14 protein-coding genes and 2 pseudogenes are annotated in these 21,084 nt (G+C 46.2%); 4 read left to right on the forward strand and 12 right to left on the reverse strand.

Translation table 11 applies throughout. The features are described 5' to 3' along the window. The first annotated feature begins 101 nt into the window (after positions 1–101). A complete protein-coding gene (locus AC04NP_RS15480) occupies positions 102–578 on the forward strand; it encodes an RNA polymerase sigma factor (protein ID WP_482860723.1) in 477 nt (158 codons plus the stop codon). A 29-nt stretch (positions 579–607) separates the two neighbouring features. Here the strand turns inward: AC04NP_RS15480 and AC04NP_RS15485 are convergent, their stop codons facing one another. The 9 genes and pseudogenes from AC04NP_RS15485 to AC04NP_RS15525 all read right to left on the reverse strand — a co-directional run bounded on the left by AC04NP_RS15485 (position 608) and on the right by AC04NP_RS15525 (position 10,974). Then, positions 608–1,312: a hypothetical protein gene (locus AC04NP_RS15485; protein ID WP_482860696.1), complete on the reverse strand. Its 705-nt coding sequence runs from the start codon at positions 1,310–1,312 to the stop codon at positions 608–610. Between the two features lie 54 nt (positions 1,313–1,366). After that, positions 1,367–1,624 (reverse strand): annotated as a pseudogene (locus AC04NP_RS15490) (exo-rhamnogalacturonan lyase family protein); the annotation flags it as partial. A 195-nt stretch (positions 1,625–1,819) separates the two neighbouring features. Beyond that, the gene (locus tag AC04NP_RS15495) at positions 1,820–3,268 is read right to left on the reverse strand and encodes an exo-rhamnogalacturonan lyase family protein (RefSeq protein WP_482860697.1); all 1,449 of its coding nucleotides are present in this window, start codon (positions 3,266–3,268) and stop codon (positions 1,820–1,822) included. A gap of 87 nt (positions 3,269–3,355) precedes the next feature. Then, on the reverse strand, positions 3,356–4,219 hold the full coding sequence (locus AC04NP_RS15500) for an ROK family protein (protein ID WP_482860698.1): 864 nt from the start codon (positions 4,217–4,219) through the stop codon (positions 3,356–3,358). Between the two features lie 35 nt (positions 4,220–4,254). Beyond that, positions 4,255–4,908, reverse strand: a complete 654-nt coding sequence (locus AC04NP_RS15505) for a PIG-L deacetylase family protein (protein WP_482860699.1) — start codon at positions 4,906–4,908, stop codon at positions 4,255–4,257. Positions 4,909–5,230: 322 nt separating this feature from the next. Next, positions 5,231–6,460 (reverse strand): FAD-dependent oxidoreductase, encoded by a 1,230-nt coding sequence (locus tag AC04NP_RS15510; protein WP_482860700.1) that lies wholly within the window; start codon positions 6,458–6,460, stop codon positions 5,231–5,233. A 254-nt stretch (positions 6,461–6,714) separates the two neighbouring features. Next, positions 6,715–8,004: a RagB/SusD family nutrient uptake outer membrane protein gene (locus tag AC04NP_RS15515; RefSeq protein ID WP_482860701.1), complete on the reverse strand. Its 1,290-nt coding sequence runs from the start codon at positions 8,002–8,004 to the stop codon at positions 6,715–6,717. Between the two features lie 2 nt (positions 8,005–8,006). After that, a pseudogene (locus AC04NP_RS15520) lies at positions 8,007–9,911 on the reverse strand (SusC/RagA family TonB-linked outer membrane protein); the annotation flags it as partial. A gap of 46 nt (positions 9,912–9,957) precedes the next feature. Then, entirely contained in the window at positions 9,958–10,974 is a 1,017-nt protein-coding gene (locus AC04NP_RS15525; RefSeq protein ID WP_482860702.1) for a FecR family protein, read from the reverse strand. A gap of 260 nt (positions 10,975–11,234) precedes the next feature. Between AC04NP_RS15525 and AC04NP_RS15530 the strand changes: the two genes are divergently transcribed. Both AC04NP_RS15530 and AC04NP_RS15535 read left to right on the forward strand, forming a co-directional pair. Beyond that, positions 11,235–14,501, forward strand: coding sequence for a S41 family peptidase (locus AC04NP_RS15530; protein WP_482860703.1), 3,267 nt, complete (start codon positions 11,235–11,237; stop codon positions 14,499–14,501). Positions 14,502–14,531: 30 nt separating this feature from the next. Beyond that, positions 14,532–17,813 carry a S41 family peptidase gene (locus AC04NP_RS15535; RefSeq protein WP_482860704.1) on the forward strand — a complete coding sequence of 1,094 codons (3,282 nt, stop codon included), beginning with the start codon at positions 14,532–14,534 and terminating at the stop codon, positions 17,811–17,813. 35 nt (positions 17,814–17,848) lie between these two features. Here AC04NP_RS15535 and AC04NP_RS15540 read toward each other — a convergent pair whose 3' ends face one another. Next, complete coding sequence (locus AC04NP_RS15540; protein WP_482860705.1) at positions 17,849–18,643, reverse strand: histidine phosphatase family protein; 795 nt, start codon at positions 18,641–18,643, stop codon at positions 17,849–17,851. Positions 18,644–19,138: 495 nt separating this feature from the next. Next, positions 19,139–19,510: a hypothetical protein gene (locus tag AC04NP_RS15545; protein WP_482860706.1), complete on the reverse strand. Its 372-nt coding sequence runs from the start codon at positions 19,508–19,510 to the stop codon at positions 19,139–19,141. An 8-nt stretch (positions 19,511–19,518) separates the two neighbouring features. Here AC04NP_RS15545 and AC04NP_RS15550 point away from each other — a divergent pair, with 8 nt between their 5' ends. Then, entirely contained in the window at positions 19,519–19,671 is a 153-nt protein-coding gene (locus AC04NP_RS15550; RefSeq protein WP_482860707.1) for a hypothetical protein, read from the forward strand. Positions 19,672–19,827: 156 nt separating this feature from the next. On the opposite strand, the gene AC04NP_RS15555 is transcribed toward AC04NP_RS15550, so the two are convergent. Beyond that, positions 19,828–20,748: a sulfotransferase domain-containing protein gene (locus AC04NP_RS15555; protein WP_482860709.1), complete on the reverse strand. Its 921-nt coding sequence runs from the start codon at positions 20,746–20,748 to the stop codon at positions 19,828–19,830. Between the last annotated feature and the right edge of the window lie 336 nt (positions 20,749–21,084).

The following is a 21,084-nucleotide window of genomic DNA, read 5'->3' on the forward strand; positions in this document are numbered from 1 at the left end:
TTCTTATATTAAGAAATAATGAATCGTTCCTTAAAAAGTCTACCTGACCTTCAACTTTGGATTGAATTTAAGAGAGGTAACAGACAAGCATTCAAGCTTATATATTATATTACCATCAGCATCTCTTCAACTATGGCCTGAAAGTTTCAGGCCATGCAGACATCGCGGAGGACTGTATTCAGGATTTATTTCTGAAATTGTGGAAAAACAGGGAAAACCTGGGGAATGTGCATTCGATTAAGTCTTATCTTTTTAAGTCCTTTCGCCGGATTTTGATAGATTTGATTAAATCGGATAAAAAAATCAGTGATATTATCGATTTGCCCGCCGAATATGACGTACATCTGAATATCGAAGAAATGCTCATTAAAAATGAGGTGTCCCGGCAGCAACTGTCAAGATTGGAAAAGGCGCTGAATAACCTGTCCAAGCGGCAAAAGGAAATTATTTACTTATGCTTTTACAAGGGCATGAGCTACAAAGAAATAACCGAAGTCATTCCTATCAAGTATCAAACCGTGCGGAACTGTATGCATGAAGCGATCAAAGTACTTCGAAAGCATGTGAGTTATCATTGAGTGGGTGGTAGCTACCCAGCCCCCTCCTCCTACCGTTTCTTCGACACCCTATGCCCCTCTCCCTCCTGCTGTTCCCTCCTCAACCAATACAAAAGATAAGGAACATTATAGGCATGGGTCCATCCGAACACCCTGAGTCCTTGTGAAATGTCCCAGATGGCATGATCCATGTCGGTACCCTCATGATAGTCGGTTTCAGCAGGCAAATGGCTCACGCTTTCCAGGGCCTGCTCCATCTCGTGTTGATCTTTCAGGCTATGGAGCGGCTTTTCCAGCTTCTCAGTCTTAAGAAATTCCGCCCGGCCCAGAGCCTCCCTGAAAAAGCTGGGCTCACCGGTCAGTTCATAACCGACCAGCAAACTGTGGATAGTGGATAAATAGGACTCATATTTATGATTCCAGGGAGGTACGTCCCTGACAGACCGGGCATGTCTCACCAGGGCACGGTGAACCTTGGGGTCGTCGGTGAGCTGCAGGTATTTGCGTAGTGCATGCGAGGCGTAAACCTGGGAGTAGCCATAACGGTCGATTACCAGACTGGTGCACTGATCCGGTCCTCCCTGCAGGTTCAACATTCGGTGCACCCGGTCTTTTAGATCTTCAAAATAGCATTCATCCTTCGTAGCATCCCATACTTCCACCATGTTCCATACTGACAAATAAAGCCTCCTGCCCGTTAAACCATGATCTCCCCAAATTCTCCCGGAATAGGTATCAGCGGTTAGTTTTGCCACTTCCAAGCCGCGGTGGTTACCTGTGAGATAATAGGAAGCCAGCCAGCCCTGCACCTAAACATGGGCGCTTAGCAAGGCAATCCAGTGCTGAGTGGCATGGCGCCTTCCGATTCCCAGGTAAGGAGTAGGTGGTGGTTGCTCCTTCGATTTCCAAAAATCCAGGGCGGGATTAGTATCTCCGTAATACCGGGCAGCTTTCGGCCAATGAATGTTGTCCACATCCATGGTGTGACGGCTCATCGCTTCTGCTGCCAGGTAGTATTTTCGCTCCCCTGTACGCATGAAGTGCATCCAAAGCATAAAATCCTGGGCTGGCTCATTGTTTGCTCAGATTTTCCATTCCTGATTGAAGTAGTGTGTCATAAAATCTCCATAGTCAAACATACCGTACCATGGCTCCCACTGCTGGTTAAACAACATCCAATCCATTTTATAGTCCAATCCCCTTTCATATTCAGCATAGCTTCCCAACCGTGGAGAAAATGAACCATAAACGCGGGAATCGGCTTACCATTGAGGACTCACATGCGCCACCGGGGGATTTAAAAAGTAATTAAGGGTTCGCTCAACTTCTCCGGTGCCTTCGGCGGCCGTATGAAAGTCATAGGCCAACTCGGTGGTTTTGGCCAACCCCTGTGCAAAATTATCCAGCATTTGACCTTCGGTTTTGTTTGACCACCGGGCAAAGCTCATGGGTTCAACAGAAGGTGTCCAAATGTAGGCATACACACGACTACTGTCTCCGTCGATTTTTATCTCTTTGGGATATTCTTCCAGAAAGTATCGCATGCCAACGCCAATCCCCCATTTTTCATCGGAAATATCTATCCAGCCCATAGCCTTTTCAAAGGACTTCATGGTTTTGGCACCGGTGGTAATACTGGCTTGAAAACCTTGAATACGCTTTGCAGATGATGATTGGGGTAGCGGGGGTATGCGGTTGGGTTTGGGGCCTGTTTGCATGACCGAAATATGGTCACCTGGCTGAACGGGGGTTTCATGAATTCGTTGGGCACCCTGTTCCCACCATGCACCTTCCCGGTAACCGGTTTTGAAATCAGCATTTCCGGACAGCCGGTAGCTCAAACACAGGCCGGTTCCTGCAATGCGATCGTTGGGTTGCATCCAGCCAGGGTCATCTTCCCTATCCTCAGGTATAATTTTCTCTGATTGCGTGGCTATTAATGCATGCTCCCCTTCTTCCGGCTTATGTTTATCGGGAATACCAGTGTAAGTCAGGGTATGCAAAACCCTGATGTAAGACTTGCCCGCATAGGCATGGATTCGTATGACAAAGGGTGAAGGGTTATTATCCACTCTGGTATAATGGTACACCCCTTCCATCCTTAGAATAGCGTGGAGCGGCCCCGATCCCTTTTCTTTTACCGTATGTGTGATCACAGCCCTGGACGGATCAATGCCGGCATCATCCAGGATATCCAGGAAAGAACCCCTTCCGTTCGGTCCTTCGGCAATAACATCCTCTTCGCTAAAGCCATCTCCATCGAGATCAAACATGACCTGATTCAAAAAACCTCCTTCACCTTTTTTCACTGTTAACCGTAATGGCCCGGTATTTATTTCGGCATAACCATTTGTACGCTGACTATTTATAATTACCACGCTTTCTCCTTCGACAGGCGCCCTGCTCACATCTTCGCCGTACTCAAGTATATAATCGGATGAACGCGCTGCAAAAAAGAATACCCAAATCCACTTGACACTACCATCCAACGGCTCCCAGGAAGTTACTTCCGTTATCTGGGAGGGAATCTCCTCACCGTTTTTATTCAATAGCCGTACATGGTCCGGAGAAAACAATACACCCCGCGGGAAAGGAACCCCCAATGTCAAAGGTGCCCCAAACGCCACATTTTCTACTTTTACCGGAATGCGATCAGCCGCATAACTTGCGAAGCTGACAACAAAAAGGAGACCAATTATTCTTATTTTCAATGGTATCATATAAGCCTGCTAAAAAGGATGCGATTCAACGTTATGCTCTTTTAAATTAAGACAGGCAGGAATGCAAATTGTACCGAATTATGGGTTGGTTTTAATTGACAACTGCCAACAAAGCGTAGCCGCACCGAAGACCGCAATATGAGGTGTTTCGGAAACCTCGATGGTAAGCCGGTCAACGACAGGGCTGTAGGCGAAGGTTTTCAGCTTTTGATGAAGCGCGCTTTGATAAAAAGAATAGGCTTTGCTTACCGAGCCGCCCAGAATGATTATCTCGGGATCAACAGCGTACAAGATAGCGATGATGGCACTTCCCAGATGGGCCCCGTACGAGGCAAAAATTTTCAGGGCACGTTCATCGCCATCGCTGGCCTGCCGAAACAATTGATCTCCTCCAATTCGGTACTCATGGGTAAAATACTGGCCGCTACAATAGTACTCATAGTTATGATCCCTGTAGGGTATCATGCCAAACTCTCCGGCACCGCAATTGTGGCCTTCATAAAGTTTCCCGTTGACAATAATTCCCGCCGCCATACCGGTGCCGGTAATCAGTCCCACAATTTGTCGATAGGCTTTTCCATGTCCGAAATGCTTTTCCCCGATGGCAAAGCAGTTGGCATCGTTGTTAATATAAACCGGGGTTTTGAAATAATCCTGCAATTTCTGCTTGAGATGTACTTCCTTCCACGACGGAATATTTTGCACATCATATACGATACCGTTTTTGGTATCCACAACGCCGGGCACCCCAACGCCTATCCCTGCCACGTCGCTTTCATAAATCCGGTCGATGACGTCGATCACCTCCTTTAAAACCTCTGCTTCAGCGCCTTGTGAAGTAATACTCCGGCTTGCCAGCTTAGCCATTCGATGATCAGATATTAATCCGGCCCTAACATTAGTGCCACCTAGGTCGACACCTATCATCGACTTATGATTCATAACTCCCCATTTCTTTTTTTCTAAGGCTAATGGTCTCACGATTGATCAGAGGCTTCGACCAAAATCCGAGACGCATAATGTAGCCCCATGCCGTTTATTTTCTTTTCAATCGTGTCGTCAATGGCCACGACGATATCGGGGCTAAAGGGATTAGGTTTCTGAAAATGATCCTGCATGTACAAAAACAATGGTTTTTTTTTCAAAGGGGGTGTATCGGGCGTAACATTGGGTACAATGACGAGGTAGGCGGCATCCTGCACAACTTTTCCGGCATTTCGGTGATCAGGATGATAGTCGTTGGGCCTCAGGCCTAGTACAATGTCTGCATCCCACTCCCGGATTTTTCTGATCACCTGATGTCGTACCTGCAAAGTAGGCAGGAGTTCGGCATCGTGATTATCAAGCACATCATATTCGACGCCCAGACGCCGGCCGGCTTCTTTTGCTTCAGCACGCCGGCGTTTGCCAAGGGCACCTCCCCCCTCACGCTGATGGCCCGCATCGCCGTTGGTCAGTGACAAAAACTTTACCGCATGCCCCATTTCCGCAAATTTAGCAGCAGTTCCCCCGAATTTACTGTCACAATCATCGGGATGGGCCCCAATGGCGATGATCCGGAGCTGGCGATTTTGGGAGTTTCCAACCAATACAAAAAAAAGTGCCAGAACAAACAAGACTATTCTTCTCATGATAATTAAGCATTTAGATTTAACACAGCATAAGTTAATAATAATATCAGGTATTATTATCTAAGACATGTTAAACACAGCTTTGTACCTGATATACTGCCAGAATCCTGAATCGGGCTAATGTCCCGGGATAACCATTGCCATAACATGCTTACAATATGACAATAACTTTCAGGATTTGTGTTCTGTAATGGCTTTTATGGATAGTACATCAATGCTCATACTAACATTGTGCTATCGATATATTTTTCGGGAGCGTATAGGGATCATACTCGTTCATATTCAGATGATTATTGGACGGCACAATTTGTCGACAAATGGCTTAAACCGGGGGCTGTTGGTTGTAAAGATCAAACCTTTTAAGAGAGAATTCATCAGGAACGGACGATTCTCCGGCAATAGCAGCGGCGGCTAATTCACCCAGTGCCGGGCCGTGTTTGAAACCATGGCCGGAGCCACCTCCCAATAACCACACGTTGGCAGCTTCGGGATGCTGGTCCATGATAAAATGCTCATCAGGCGTATTGCTGTATTGGCAAACCCTGGATTCAACCAGCGGGACATGCTTCAGCACGGGAAAACGGAAAGCCAGGTAATTACGGGCTTTTTCAAGCTCATCACCTGACACTATCCGGTCTTCACAGGTTGGATCGAAGATTTTACCCTTGCCATGAGCAGCAATCTTAAAACCGCGATTTTGGGTTTGCGGAAATCCATAATACATATGTTCACGATCCAGGTCAAGCCAGGGAGGCAGGTGGTCTTCGAAAGAGGAAACAAGACCGGATGGCATACCAAAGTAAAAAACCTCCTGACGACTGACGATTATTTTATTACCAAGCAATTCGGGAAAAATTCCCGGCATCCAGGGACCGCAGGCGAAAACATAGGCGTCGCCCACCAGTTTTTCATTTTTTAATAAAAGGTTATTTAACCGGCCGTTGCTAATAACCCCGGGCAAGGCCTCATTTTGCACATAGGTACCCCCTTCCGCGATAAATCTTTTTGTTACACTTATACAAGCCTCTCTGGCCAATAAGTAGCCCGCTTTTTTTTCCAATACCAAGCCACTTAGATCCGATACATGCAGCGCCGGATAGCGCTTCCCGGCTTCGGTTGGCGTTAATCTTTCATAAGACAGTTTCAGTGCATCGAGCGCTTGCAGTGACGCTTCCACAAAGCCACCGTCATACGAATCATTAATAAACCACAAGGCGCCACTGGGGAAAAACAATTGTTTGTCCAGACTTTTTTCATTTTCAAGCCATAATTCCAGGGAGCGGGCTGCTAAGCGGGTGTATAGGTTACCAATGCCATAAACACAACGCAACAGCCTGGTTTCACCACCAGAACTGGAGCTGGCATTGCCAGGGCCCCATAAGTCAACATTTATGACTTTGAAACCTTTTCTCAAAAGCCATAAAGAGGTCCAACCCCCAAAGGCCCCTGCCCCCACCACGACAATGGTGGCTTTGGTTGTTAAGCCCGGGGCAATATTTGCCACCGGTTTATGCTGGTTTCTTGCTTTAGTTATTTCAGATTTGGCATTCATCCATGTAAATTAATCAAATAATGCCCAAATATACATTCATCCCTGAGTGACCGTGAAACCCAATTTCCCTTTGTCATCAATGGGCCCCGTCGGATCCCAGCCTAAAATGACATTACGATGAAGTATTAGAGGTATTTAACCACCATTGAAAAAAATTAATAAATGGGCTTTTATGGCAAAAGGGGTTAAACGTAACCAGCCCATACCGTCACGTACAGGCTGGCAATAAAACAGATATTTTGACGCTCACCGTATCAATATCCCGGATTCTGGATAAAAGTTTCCGGGTTGAGGTCAATTTCCCTTTGTGGAATGGCAAAGAGCAGATTGGCCTCTTTTCCTTGCGCCTGCATGATGCGCATCGCCACACCGAACCGCTTCAAATCGGCCCAACGGTGATTTTCGAAGGCCAGTTCTACCCGTCTTTCCTGCAATAACTTCTCTTCGAAAGTTCCGGGAGTGTTGGCGTCAACAGGGTCAAGTCCGGCACGGTTTCGTATTTGGTTCATCAAGTCATAGGCCTCATCACTTTCACCAATCGCTTCAGCAAGCATCAGGAGCACGTCTGCATAGCGGAGCACTATGAAATTATTTGGGGCGTCATCTTCATTAAAAGCGTTGACAGTACCGTATTTGATAATAAACCTGGCATCATTGGCAGAACTGGTGAGCAATACGCCCTGCTCATCCACATAAATGGTATCCATAGAAGTGAGCAGGCGGCTGTCATTGGGCTCATAGGCCGCCAGCATATCACGTGTGGGCCTGTTACGAAAATCACCGACACTTATCGGAAGTTCCGGTAGCGGCGAAAATTGATTGGTAAACAAATTGCCTGTTCCAAAGCCCCCTCCCTGAAACTGAACTTCGAAGATGGACTCATTGTTATTTTCATGCTCAACGCCCAACAGATCCGCATAATTCTGAAGCAGACTGTAACCGTAATCACTGATTATTCTTCTTAAAACGGTTTCTGCGGCACTATTTTCCCCTATGGTAAGATATACCTTTGACAACAGGGTAGCGGCAGCACCGCGGGTGGCCTTTCCAACATTGGAAGCATCATAGGTCACAGGCAGCAACGATTCGGCTTCTGCCAGATCCTGTGCAATCCGGTTGTAGATGACATCGGCTGATACCTGTACATGGCTTTTTCCTTCCTCTACCGATCTGGTTTCAGTCAGTATCAGAGGAACATTGCCAAACGACACTGCCAAATGATAGTACATAAGTGACCTGAGAAACAACACCTCACCTCTCAACTGATCCTTTAAGGCCTGATCCATCGGGATGGGCTCTATGCGTTCAAGCACAATATTGCACCTTGAGATACACAGGTAGGAATCAACATAGGCATTGGTGACGATCTCACTGGTGGAAATTTCATCAAAATCCTCAATAACAGCCCGCTCCCGGGCAAGGCCCGTGGTACCGGGGCCCTGGTCTGTATTGTCTGACCGCATTTCCTGCATAATCCAGTAGCTTTCGTTGTAGGTGCCGTTGAGTAGCAACGCGCTGTAGGCGGCGTTGACTGCCACTTCCATGTCAGCGGCTGTTCGATAAAAGTTCTGAACTGGTTTAAGTCATCCTGAACGGCATCGATGATGGCCAAAGGGTTGCTGGCAGAAGAAAAACCGGCCTCTGTTCCTTCCGGAGTCAGCAGAAAGCTCTGGTTGTCACGCTGGTTGGGTGTACCATCGTCATTATAGGGGCGCACAGTCGGGGAATGAACCAGCGCTGAATAGACGATCCCGGGCGGCCTGGCAAAGTAGGGCGATCCGGCCGGGAGACGGTCGATATTGTTAAAAGATGGATTTAAGTTCAATCCTACCTTCAGCCGTGGCCAGATATCCGCCTCCAGATTGACTCTGAAGCTGTATCTTTCAAACCCTGACCCTTCAATGATACCGTCCTGATCGAAATAACCGCCTGCCACATAGTAACCGACTTTTTCAGAACCTCCGGATACAGAAAGGTTATAACTTTGTTGCACAGCAGTATTAAAAATCAAATCCTGCCAGTCTGTGTCAGTTCCGTCAGGATGAAGGAAATCATCGGCAATCCGGTATTCGGCACGGGGTGACAGGCCGGTATCCAAGGCCTTTTGATTCCGTGTGGTGTTGGAATCGTTTATATCCGCGCCAGGTACATTTTGCAAATAATTATTATTTCTGGAATCAAGCACATACGATCTCAGCTCAACTGCATTCATCAGATCGATTTTGTTGGCAACGGACTGCACGCCGACAAAAGCATCAAAACCTACGGTCGGCGCCCTGTCTTCTTTTTTCCCTCTTTTGGTTGTGATAAGAATGACCCCATTCGATCCCCTGGATCCATAAATAGCTGCTGCGGAAGCGTCTTTCAGCACTTCGATGGACTCGATATCATTGGGGTTGAGGGTCGACATAGGGTTAGATGGCGGAGGTCTGAAGGCAGCCCTTCGCCTGGCAAGGTCACCCTGGACACCGATATCCACGTTTTTGGAAACAGGAAAGCCATCCACCACATAAAGCGGCTCATTGCCAGCAGTGATAGAACCCAAACCCCTGACCCTCACTGTAAACCCTGCACCGGGCTCACCGCTGGGTTCCTGGACCTGCACACCTGCCAACTGGCCCTGGATGGCATTTTCAAAACTGGTTAAAGGAATATCTTTGATATCCTTTGCCGATACAGAGGCCACTGAGCCTGTTATGTCCCTTCTCTGTTGTGTGCCGTATCCGATCACCACGATTTCAGTCAGGGCCGTAACATTTACCTCCAGGCTGATGTCGATCTTCGTGGCGGCCCCTACTACCACCTCCTGGCTTAGATATCCGATAAAAGAAAATATCAAGGTCGTGCCAGGTGCTACATCAATGGTATAATTCCCCTGGTCGTCCGTTATCGTTCCACTCAACGTACCCTTTATCAGCACGGAAACACCTGGCAGGGGATTGCCGCTTTCCTTGTCAATTACTGTCCCGCTTACCATGGCATCCCGATCACCTTTCACCCGATTTCCTTTCCCGTTTCCCCACAGTTTTTCCAGGATGCTATTCTCCCTGTGCTGCCCTTCATCAAACAATGATCTGGACTTCAGTTTTCGAGGTAATTTTTTAAAATAATCCTCATCTCTCCGGATAACATAAAAATTCTCCCCCAGTTTTTTGAATGTCAACCCACTGGAATCCAGCAGATCGCGTAAAGCGCTTTCTAACGAATCATAGTTTTTATCTTCGCCGGATACCTCGATACTTTTCACCAGTTCACTGTTATACATAATAGAAACCCGGTATCTTGTTTCTATCTCCTGTAATACATCTTTCAAGTATTTGGTCTTGTTAACTTCCCGGTTAGTAATTGTTTGCCGATCATTTTCAGAGGAAGCCAAAAACTGTGGGAAACAAGACAAATACTGAAAGCATAACAAAGCCATTATGCCCAACATTTGTAAAAGTTTTTGCATAACTTAGAGGTTTAAGTGATGAATATGTTGTCAACTATTTTGATAGTTACTTAGCACTAATCTTCACCTGCTTCTTTTGGCGAACGATAGACAGTCCGAATGACTCGGACAAACCATTGATCAGCAGGTTAATATTATTGCTCGGGGCAGAACCGGAGACGCTCTTTTCCAGCAAAGCAGGCTCCGAAACTTCTACTTTCAGGCCATAAATCTCCTCCAGCAGCAATACCACCTCTTCCAGCTTGGTGTCTTCAAACATCAGCTTTTTACATTTCCATGAGGTGTATAACTCGGTATTTACCTTTTTTCTCACATAGGTTGCAGCGGTATCTCTAAACTCGACCAGTTCTCCGGGGAGCATGACAATTGCTTCTTTGAGCGATGAATTATTGATGTTTAATCTGATCTTTCCGGTGTTAAGCACTACCCTGGTGCGGCTTTTTCGCTTTGTCACATTAAACTCGGTCCCCAAAACTTCCACCAGGGGCCCGTCGTCACTTTTGACATAAAACTTTTGATGATTGCCGGTCTTCACTACTGAAAAGTACGCTTCTCCATCCAACCAAACTTCCCGGTCCACTTTATCGTCCCAGGGGGTGAGATATCTCAGGCTGGAGTTGCTGTTGAGTGTCACCACCGAGTTGTCAGGAAGGGTAATGCTGGCGGTTTCACCATAATTTGTACGGTGTACTATCTCACGATTGTGAAAAAAGCGTTGATACATAAGGCCAGCTATGATTAACAATACCACCGCTGCCGCATATTTATACCAGGGCCTTTGCGGTGGGCCAGGGAGCTGAACAGGGTTTTCTTTTTCTTCAAATTCAAGGGCTTTTTCAAGTCTTTGCCATGACTTGTCTACCCGCATTCTGCTAACCTCCGCTTCACAGATCCTGAAACCATTTAATATCGATACGGCCTCGGCAATCTCTTCTTTTTTCTCTGGGTTTTTCAGCACCCAGGCTTCCCAGAATTCAATATCTTCATCTTTTTTTTTAAAAACCCAATTTTGAAAAGAGTTGTCTGAAGCAAAATCTTCTGCCGTAAATACTGAATAGTCCATGTAGATAACCAGGGTTTTTGATAATCGAGCTACATCATAAAGACGGCTGCATCCTTTTCTTGTACTGATTTTTTACCCGGTATTTAAAAATGTGAATATCAGTATGATTTTGTCAAGCTGGTTTTCAAGGTTATGAATAGTACCGGGCAAAGATTCTTTATCCGGTCTGTTAAATAAACATCTTGGTAATAGCGACAGTTTCAAGCACTTTTATTATTTTTAGGAGACTAACCAATACTAGGCTCAAACATTTTAACCAGATGAAAACAACTAGTCTAATCCTATTCGCAATGCTCTTGTCACTGGAGATCTTCTCACAAACCGATGCCAGGATGTTCCGGCATCCTGATGTTTCGCAGACCCAGGTTTGCTTTGTTTTTGCAGGTGATATCTGGGTTGCTCCGAAAGAAGGCGGCAACGCCTCCCGTCTGAGCTCTCCGAAAGGCGCAGAGTCATTTCCCAGATTTTCCCCTGACGGATCCATGATTACATTCTCAGGAAACTATGGAGGAAATGTAGATGTATATACGATTCCCGCAGCCGGCGGCGTTCCTTCCCGGCTTACCTATCATGGTATGCCTGATCGCGTGCTGGATTGGCACCCTGACGGGGACAAGGTATTGTTTGCTTCCTCCAGGGAAAGCGGCAAACAACGTTTCAGCCAGTTTTATACAGTATCCGTTAAAGGTGGAATGGCTGAAAAGCTTCCGCTTGCGTATGGCGAATTTGCTTCTTACGCCCCCGATGGCAATCGTCTGGCTTTTACAGACAGGTCAAGGGTATTCAGAACCTGGAAAAGGTACAGGGGGGGCGCGGCGCCCGATATCCTGATATTCGATCTTAAAGAGCTCACCAGTAAAAATATTACTACTAACACAGCCAACGACGAGGCACCGATGTGGCACGGGAATAAAATCTACTACTTATCCGACCAGGGGCCTTCAAAGCGGTACAATATCTGGGTACACGACCTGGCCGGCAACACGTCCAAACAACTGACGAGGTTTTCCAAGTTTGATATTCATTTTCCTTCTATCGGGCCAAGCGACCTGGTTTTTGAAGCAGGGGGCAAACTCTATTTAATGAATTTAGAGAACAACCAATATAAGGAGCTAAAAATCAATGTAGTTACAGATAACATATCCATGATTTCTCAGACAGAAAAGGCTGCGAATTACATTTACAGCGCGTGGATTTCCCCTGATGGTAATCGCGTGGCGCTGGAGGCCAGGGGAGATCTTTTTTCCGTGCCTGCCGAAAAAGGGTTCATAAAAAACATGACCAATTCAAGCAGCTCTGCGGAAAGATATCCGTCGTGGTCTCCGGATGGCAAAAAGATTGCCTATTGGAGCGATGAGTCAGGTGAATACGAGCTGTATCTTTATGACAGGGAAAACGATCAGAAGAAAAAACTGACCAGCTATGGGGATGGGTTCCGGTATACCCCCTATTGGTCACCGGACAGTAAAAAGATAGCATTTGTAGAGCAAACACAGGAGATCAAGGTTTTTAACCTCGATGATGGTTCCACCACTGACATCGACAAAGGCCTGTGGATGATGCACGGCAGTCTTGAAAACTTCCGGGTCACCTGGTCTCCCGATAGTCGCTGGATGGCGTACTCCAGGGGGCTACCCAACCGGCACAGCGCCATTTTCCTGTACGATTTTAATAGCAAAGTGCGCCACCAGGCCACCCATGGGTTTTACAGCGATTTCTCCCCTGCCTTTGGCCCTGATGGGAAATACCTGTATTTTTTAACCAACAGAAATTTTTCTCCTGTTTACAGCAGCATGGATAATACCTTCATCTATCCCAATTCCACGCATGTCGCGGCTGTTTCCCTGCGCAAAGATGTGCCTTCGCCTATTGCACCGGAAAATGATGAGGTAGAAGCCAGGGAAGAAGACAAAGCTGAAGAGGAGAATAACGGTTCGGAAAAAAATGGTAAAAAGAAAAAAAACGGTGATAAAAAGGAAAAAGAAAAAGAGCGCAAACCCGTAGAAATCGCCCTGGCGAACTTTGAGCATCGTGTTGTCGTCCTCCCCCCTTCGCCGGGTAATTATACCAATGTGCAGGCGGTCGAGGGCAAAGTCATCTACCATCAGCTTCCCAATTCAGGTGCCACAGACAAAAACCGGCCTGTGAAGTACTTCGACCTGAAAGAGCGGGAAGAAAAAACCATTATCGACAATGCCAATTTCTATTTGCTTTCAGCGAACGGCAAAAAGATGCTGGTGGGCCAGAAAAAAGATTTAGCCGTCATTGAAGTCAAGGAAAAACAAAAGATAGATAAAAAAATACCAATACAGGATATGGAAGTGACCGTGAATCCGGAAGAGGAATGGAAGCAGATTTTCAACGACACCTGGCGGTTCCAGCGGGATTATTTCTATGACAAAAACATGCACGGTGTTGACTGGGGGGATATGCGTACGAGGTATGGGGCACTCATTGATCAGTCTGTGACACGCTGGGACGTCAACTATGTCCTCGGAGAGCTGATCGCTGAGTTAAATGCTTCACATACCTACCGTTTTGGCGGGGATACCGAACGAGCCAGTAACCGGAGTGTGGGCTATCTGGGTGTCGACTGGGAAATTGACAAGGGTCATTACCGGATTAAGCACATCGTAGACGGCGCTCCGTGGGATACCGAGGTAAGGTCACCCCTGGCCCTGCCGGGGGTCGATGTTAAAGTCGGAGACTATGTGATCGCGGTGAACGGGGTGACTATGGATATTAACAAGGACCCGGCGGCAGCATTCGAGGGGTTGGCAGAAAAAACAGTTGCCCTGACCGTGAACAGTACTCCTGTCAAAAAGGGCGCCAGGACTGTGGTGGTTAAGCCGTTGAAGACAGAAACCCGCCTGAGGCATCTGGCATGGATCAACCAAAACAGAAAGGTGGTTGATGAAGCTACTAATGGCAGGGTTGGTTATGTATATGTACCCAGCACCGGTGTGGATGGTCAAAATGAGCTAATCAGGCAATTTTTGGGACAACTGGAAAAAGAAGGGCTGATTATTGACGAACGTTTTAACAATGGCGGGCAGATCCCTGACCGGTTTGTGGAAATGCTCAACCGCAAGCCCCTTGCCTATTGGGCCGTGCGCGACGGGCAGGACTGGCCATGGCCTCCTTTCGGACATTTTGGGCCCAAGGCAATGCTCATCAACGGATGGGCCGGCTCAGGAGGGGATGCTTTCCCGGATTATTTCAGAAAACTTGGCATCGGCCCACTGATCGGCGCCAGGACCTGGGGTGGCCTTATTGGCATTTCCGGTGCTCCCCGGCTGGTTGACGGCGGTGTAGTTACTGTCCCTACATTTAGCATGTATGATCCCAATGGAGAGTGGTTTAAGGAGGGGCACGGGGTAGACCCGGATATAGAAGTGCCGGAAGATCCCGGTAAGCTGGCACAGGGAATTGACACGCAATTACAACGGGCCATTGATTACATGAATGAGCAACTAAGAAATAATCCATATGTAAAACCTGATCACCAACCTTACAGAACCAGGTAGGAGCAGGTAGCTAACCCCAAAGATCATCAAATGAAAACCTTATATAGTTTCCTTATAATTCTGCTGCTCCCGGTATTGGAATCCAAGGCACAAATTGACGCCAGGCTGTTGCGGTTTCCCGATGTTTCACAGACGCATATCACTTTTGTTTACGGGGGTGACATCTGGACAGTAGAAAAGACCGGAGGAACCGCTGTCCGGATAACTTCTACGCCCGGGGAAGAGTCCCGTCCAAAGTTTTCCCCTGATGGGAATACCATTGCCTACAGCGCGAATTATCATGGTAATACCGATGTCTATACCATCCCTGCCACCGGTGGAATTCCATACAGGATCACCTTCCATTCATGGCCGGACAGGATGGTAAACTGGCATCCTGATGGCAATTCATTACTCATCGCATCGGCGAGGGAAAGTGGCAGGCAGCGATTCAGCCAGTTTTATAAGATCAACAGGCAGGGTGGCATAGCAGAAAAGCTGCCAATTCCCTACGGCGAACTGGCGTCATATGCCCCGGACGGTAACCACTTAGCGTATGTTACGCGAATCACCGAAAATTATCCATTTAAACGATATCGCGGAGGGCTGGCATCCGATGTCCTGGTTTTTGACCTGAAAAATAAAACCGCTGAAAACATCACTCAGAACCCCGCAACGGATGGTAAGCCGGAATGGCACGGTAACAGTATTTACTTTATCTCCGATCAGGGAAAGCAAAAACGAAGAAATGTCTGGATCCATGACCTCGATACAAAATCCAACAAACAAGTAACTTTTTTTGAGGAATTTGACATCAACCATTTCTCTTTGGGGCCATCGGAAGCGGTGTTTGAGGCTGGTGGAAAACTGTATTTGCTGAATCTCCGGGACCATCAGTATCGTGAGGTGAAAATCAATGTCGTCAGTGATTTAGCATCCCTGTTGCCTAAAACCGTCAACGTTGGAAAGAGAATCATGGACTACCATCCCGCTCATGATGCGAAGAGAATAGTTTTCGAAGCCAGGGGTGAAATCTTTAGTGTTCCGGCAGAAAACGGTTACATCGTCAACCTGACCAAGAGCAGTGGCGCACTGGACCGTCATCCGGCCTGGTCGCCTGACGGCAAGTACATCGCTTACTGGAGTGATCAAAGCGGTGAAAATGAAATCTACCTGACCACGGCCAAAGCCGACCAACCTGTGCAAAAGCTTACTAACCTGAACGGTGGCTTCGGTTACCGCCTGTTCTGGTCACCGGATAGTAAAAAGTTGGTTTTTATCAATGAAAAACAGGAAATCCGGATGCTTGACATCAACAGCAGGCAACTTACTTTAATTGATAAAACCGTGTGGAGAAATCAAGGCGGTTTAAGAGGGTTTCAGGTGGATTGGTCAGGAGATAGCCAATGGATAGCCTACTCCAAAGCGTTGGAAAACCAGCAGCTTGCCATATTCCTTTACAACACCGGGAACAAGCAATCCCATCAGGTTACCTCGGGTTATTACAATGATTACGATCCTGTCTTTGATACGGAAGGTAAATACCTGTTTTTACGCACTGAAAGGGCATTTTCTCCGCAATACAGCAACTTAGATGCTACATGGATTTATGCCAATACCACCCGGTTGGCGGCCATTCCTTTAAATGAAGAAGTGGCATCGCCGTTATCTGCCGAAAATGACCAGTTGGAAGATAAAAAAGAGGAGCAAGATAAACCTGGGGACGATAAAAAGGACAAGAAGGAAGGTAAAGAAGCTGGCGACAAAAAGGTGAAGGACTTTAAAATAACCATAAACGGCATGGAATCCAGACTTGTAGTGCTGCCCCCTGAAGCTGGAAATTATGGCGGATTAAGTACCGTAAAAGGCAAACTCATTTTTCATCAGTATCCAAATACAGGGGCCAAAGACAAGGACTCTCCTGTTAAATATTATGATCTGGAAAAAAGAGAGGAAAAAACGATCATCAAACATGCCAACAACTATAAGCTGTCAGGCGATCGTAAAACAATGATGGTCAATGCACGTGGCAAATACGGGCTGATTAAAGTCGCTCCGGATCAAAAGATCGAAACCCCGTTAAGGACAGCAGAACTCGAAATGACAGTCGACCCGCGGGAGGAATGGACACAGATTTTCAATGACACCTGGCGGCGGTACCGGGATCTGTTTTACGACCCCAACATGCACGGCGTGGACTGGCCGGCTATGAAGCACCGATATGGGGCATTGGTGAATGACGCCTTGACCCGGTGGGATTTAAATAACATCCTGGTGGAGCTGATTTCAGAATTAAGTGCAGGACATACCTATGCCGGTGGTGGCGATATGGAACGTACGGAATTCCGTCCTACCGGCTTCCTGGGCATTGACTGGGCGCTGCAAAACGGAAGGTATCAAATTGGCAGGATTGTGAAACCCGCACCCTGGGACAGCGAAGTCAGGTCCCCGCTGGACCAGCCTGGGATCAGGGCCAAAGCAGGTGATTACATTGTCGCGGTAAATGGGGTAGAACCGGATGTGTCAAAAGATCCTTATGCTGCTTTTGAAGGGTTGTCCGGCAAAACCATAGAATTGTCGATAAGCCAATCTCCCAACGGGGAAAAGCCACAGAAAGTAGTCATAAAAGCGCTAACCTATCAGCAAGAAAGCAGGTTGAGACACCTTGAATGGATTGAAAATAACAGAAAAACGGTGGAACGCTTGTCGAATGGCCAGGTGGGTTACATGTATATGCCCAACACCGGTATCGAGGGACAAACCGAGTTGTATCGCCAGTTTTTTGCTCAAATCGATAAAAAAGGATTTGTCATTGACGAACGGTTTAATTCAGGCGGGCAGTTATCGGACAGGTTTATGGAGATGCTGCACAGACCCACCCTGTTTAATCTGCATTGGAGAAATTCAAAAGACCACCAATGGCCACTCAACGGAAATGCCGGGCCAAAGGTGATGCTCATCAATGGCTGGAGTGGCTCTGGCGGGGATGCGTTCCCATGGGCCTTCCAGGAGTTAAAGGCAGGGCCGATTATCGGTGAAAGGACCGTTGGTATTCTGGTTGGGCCGGCAACCGGGCATACGATGATCGATGGAGGTTACATAACCGTGCCTGACGCCCGGCTTTATAGAAATTCGGGCGAATGGTTTGCGGAAGGTTACGGAATAGTGCCTGACATTGAAGTCTGGGATGATCCGGCATTACTGGCCAATGGGCGGGATCCGCAACTGGAAAGAGGTGTGGAGGAGGTGCTGAAAATGTTGGAGGATAGGCCTAATGAGCTTACACCGAAGCCTGATTATGAGGATAGGACAGCTTTTGGTATTAAATATTGAGGAGACAGGAATGGTGTGCAGAATCCGAACACTCATCATTTCAATAGTCCATCATTGTCATCTGCGGGTCTTTCCTTAGCCAGGATATTCACTGCCAAATATTTACTCCCCCCTTTTCTCACCTGCTGCCAACCATTTTGTTGAAGGTATTTCATAACATATCTGTTGTGCAGCCCATGGGCCACCAGTATGGCCTGCCCATCTTTCTTTGCCGCTTCGGCTAAATAGAGCGCGTTTTCCATAGCGCGGGACTTCGCTTGGTCGAAAGTCTCAATATCCTTGTTATTCAAACCCATAAGCCAAAGTATTCTGGAAGTGCCCAGCCAAAACATCAGGGGCATTTTCAGGTTAACAAATTTCATCACTTTTCTTTCAAACTCCCTGAATCGCGCGTCTTCAATCAGCTCAAAATCGTTGCCAAATAAAAGCTGCGCAGTGTGGCTCGAGCGAGGCAGGGAACTGTGGTATACTTTTTTTGTAGTTACACCTTTGAGGCAATGTATCTTATTGTCAAATGGAAGCACCCCCACCGTATCATACGCGAGGGCAAATTGCTCTGCCTGCTTTCTACCTTTCCAGCCTTTTTTGTTCACATCGGGTTCACCATGCCGGATCAGAATAATCTCGTACGACTCATTTCCATCTTCCGGATAAAGTTGAAGACACCCGCGCCTATCCGCGTTTTTGTTCCGCGTGTCCTGATTTTTATAATACGTCTCGATCTCCTCAAGTTTGGATGGCTGAGCCAGCGTGTGACAACCGCTTAACAAGGCTATTAAAATGATAGTAATGTATTTTGAAATTGACGGTGGGCAATTGATAATTGACAATTGACAGTTTACAATTGTCAATTGGTAGTTGGCAGTTGTTAAGTTTGCATGTTTGAAAAAAGGTATGTTATAAAAGTTGACCAAGTTAAATTCTGTTTAATACGATAAAAACAATGTGTTGTTAATTCTAATCTATTTATTTAACCCTATCTAAAACAATAATCCACCAAAAAGTTCTAAAATCTCATATCTAAACAACCCCAATTGTCAACTGTCAATTGTCAATTGCTAAAAGTTTTGTTTGGTGGTCAAATATAACTAAAAACTAACAATCGGGGTTTGATGTGGGAAGTCTTTTTACGAGACAAATGGTGGCATAAATCTTGAAAGTCAGGTAGGAGGAAAGGGAGGATACACAGGGACAGGAAGGGCTCGTAAGCAAAAGGCAATTGGAGTTAAATGAGAAAGACAGGGCACCCCGGCTTCCCTCAAATGCCGGGGTAGACCCATCTTGAAATAACTCCGGTTAACGGAGTTGATTGGCACTGAAAATGATCAATTTTTACTATGGGTTAGCGTGATTGCTGCCTTTTTGCCCTTCCAGTCTACCGGATCTTTGTTGCTAGATACAGCTAAAGGCGATTCCGGGGAAGCATATTCATAGGTAAACAACTGGCCTTGTACGGATTGGCCGTCGATAATGACACATACCGGGCGACTGCCGGCATTTTCAGGTACCTTTACTTTCAGTACTGCCACCTGATTAAATCGAATAGCTTCTGGGTGCAATTTATCATCGAACAACAGCCTGTTTTGTTCGATGAAAACGCCAGACACCCCACGCTGTACATGGGATGTTGCTTTTGCCTTATTGCTACGTGACAGTGTTGGCGCAACGGTCCACGTATTTAATCCGTGAATGTTCAACCTATGATATGAAAACTACGCTTGTTTACATTTTACTACCTATGCTGTGTCTCATGGCCAGTTTGTTGTCCCACGCCCAGGACACCTCTGAACCGGATGCTTATCAACAACAAACCGGTATTTTTTTTTATGGTGGAATCGGCCCGGCCATCGGTTCATAAGTTTAACCTGCTGTCGCTGAATATCGGCATCAAAACACACTTTTAGGTCGATGCCTGAAGCCGGTTTACCGTTTTGTCAGTTTATCAACAGGTTTTCAAAACGCCGGTACCCCGAAAGCACTGAGCCAGTCGCGATTCCTGCATCGGTATTTAGATTCAGGAATGCACGGGTACAGACATTGTTGCCCCTTGTTTTTTATAGCCAAAAAAACGCAGTATTCCGTCAAATTGATCATTAAGCTGTTCTATGGTATCCTCACGTAGCTTTTCTCTGTAGTCACCGGCAACCCCTTTCCGTACATGGGCAAATTTATTTTCTTTCCTGACCCTGTTTTGTTCATATTCTGTCAAAAGCTCTTCACTTAACCGGTCACTGATTTTTAATCCTGACTTATTTGCCAAGCCCGCTAACCAACGCCTGTAGCCTGAAACCATATCTTCATATCTGACGATTCCAACATTGTCGTATTTAGCAATGAGATTATTTCTGTACCTGTCAAAAACAGCGTGCACTTTATCACTTTCGCTTAAAACGTATTCATCGATACTAATGCTTCTGGCCCATTCCCTGACCTCCAGAAACTCTTCTCTTTTATCACTCTTTTCCGGAGGTACAGGATGGCTTAATGCGGTTGAATAATAATTGGAAACCAATATATCCCTGGGATCTCTTACAGATAAAACCACGTTATATTTTTCCAGATTATCTATCCCTTCAATCATACCTCCAAAAACACTGTACAGATACCCCCGAGGTTTAAAAATGTGCTTATACTGCTCCATTTCCTTTATTGAAAGCGAGTCTAAATACGGCATTTTTGTCAAAAAGGCATAATCATGAATCGCCACCGGGGTCAAACCATGTTCATTTGACATTTTTGTCAAAACTCCCTTAACGTATTGTGTCGCTGCTTTATTGATGCTGAAGTGGATGATACTCTTTGCTTCGGAATTGTTGCGGTGTTTCTTTTTTAATAAATCTATTTCTACTTTAAATTTTTTTTTGAACGCTCTATCTTTTTGTACTCTTTTAATAATTGGAATTTTTTTTACTAACTTTTCGATATTGTTTTTCATGTTTTTTTGATTGGACGAAGATTTTAAAAAATTAAACATATAGCTATTCTTCCGGATGAATTCCGGCACGCTAATCTTACATAAAGAGAAGATGTGATTTCAAATTAAATTGGTTAAAAGACCCTATATCCGCTTAATTAAAAAGTAATGATTTAAAAAAGGAAAAATAGCAATTTATAGGATAATTACGAACAACCCGGGATAAAATTGTACTGCTTCAGCGAAGTGTTTGGAAAGGTAACCGACCCAACCTTCAAATCTTAACAATCCTGCAGGATTGGATTATATCGACATTCAACGGAAATCGATGCGCAAAGTCAGCAAGAACATTGACCT

It is taken from the genome of Agaribacillus sp. DX54 (genome assembly GCF_056858335.1).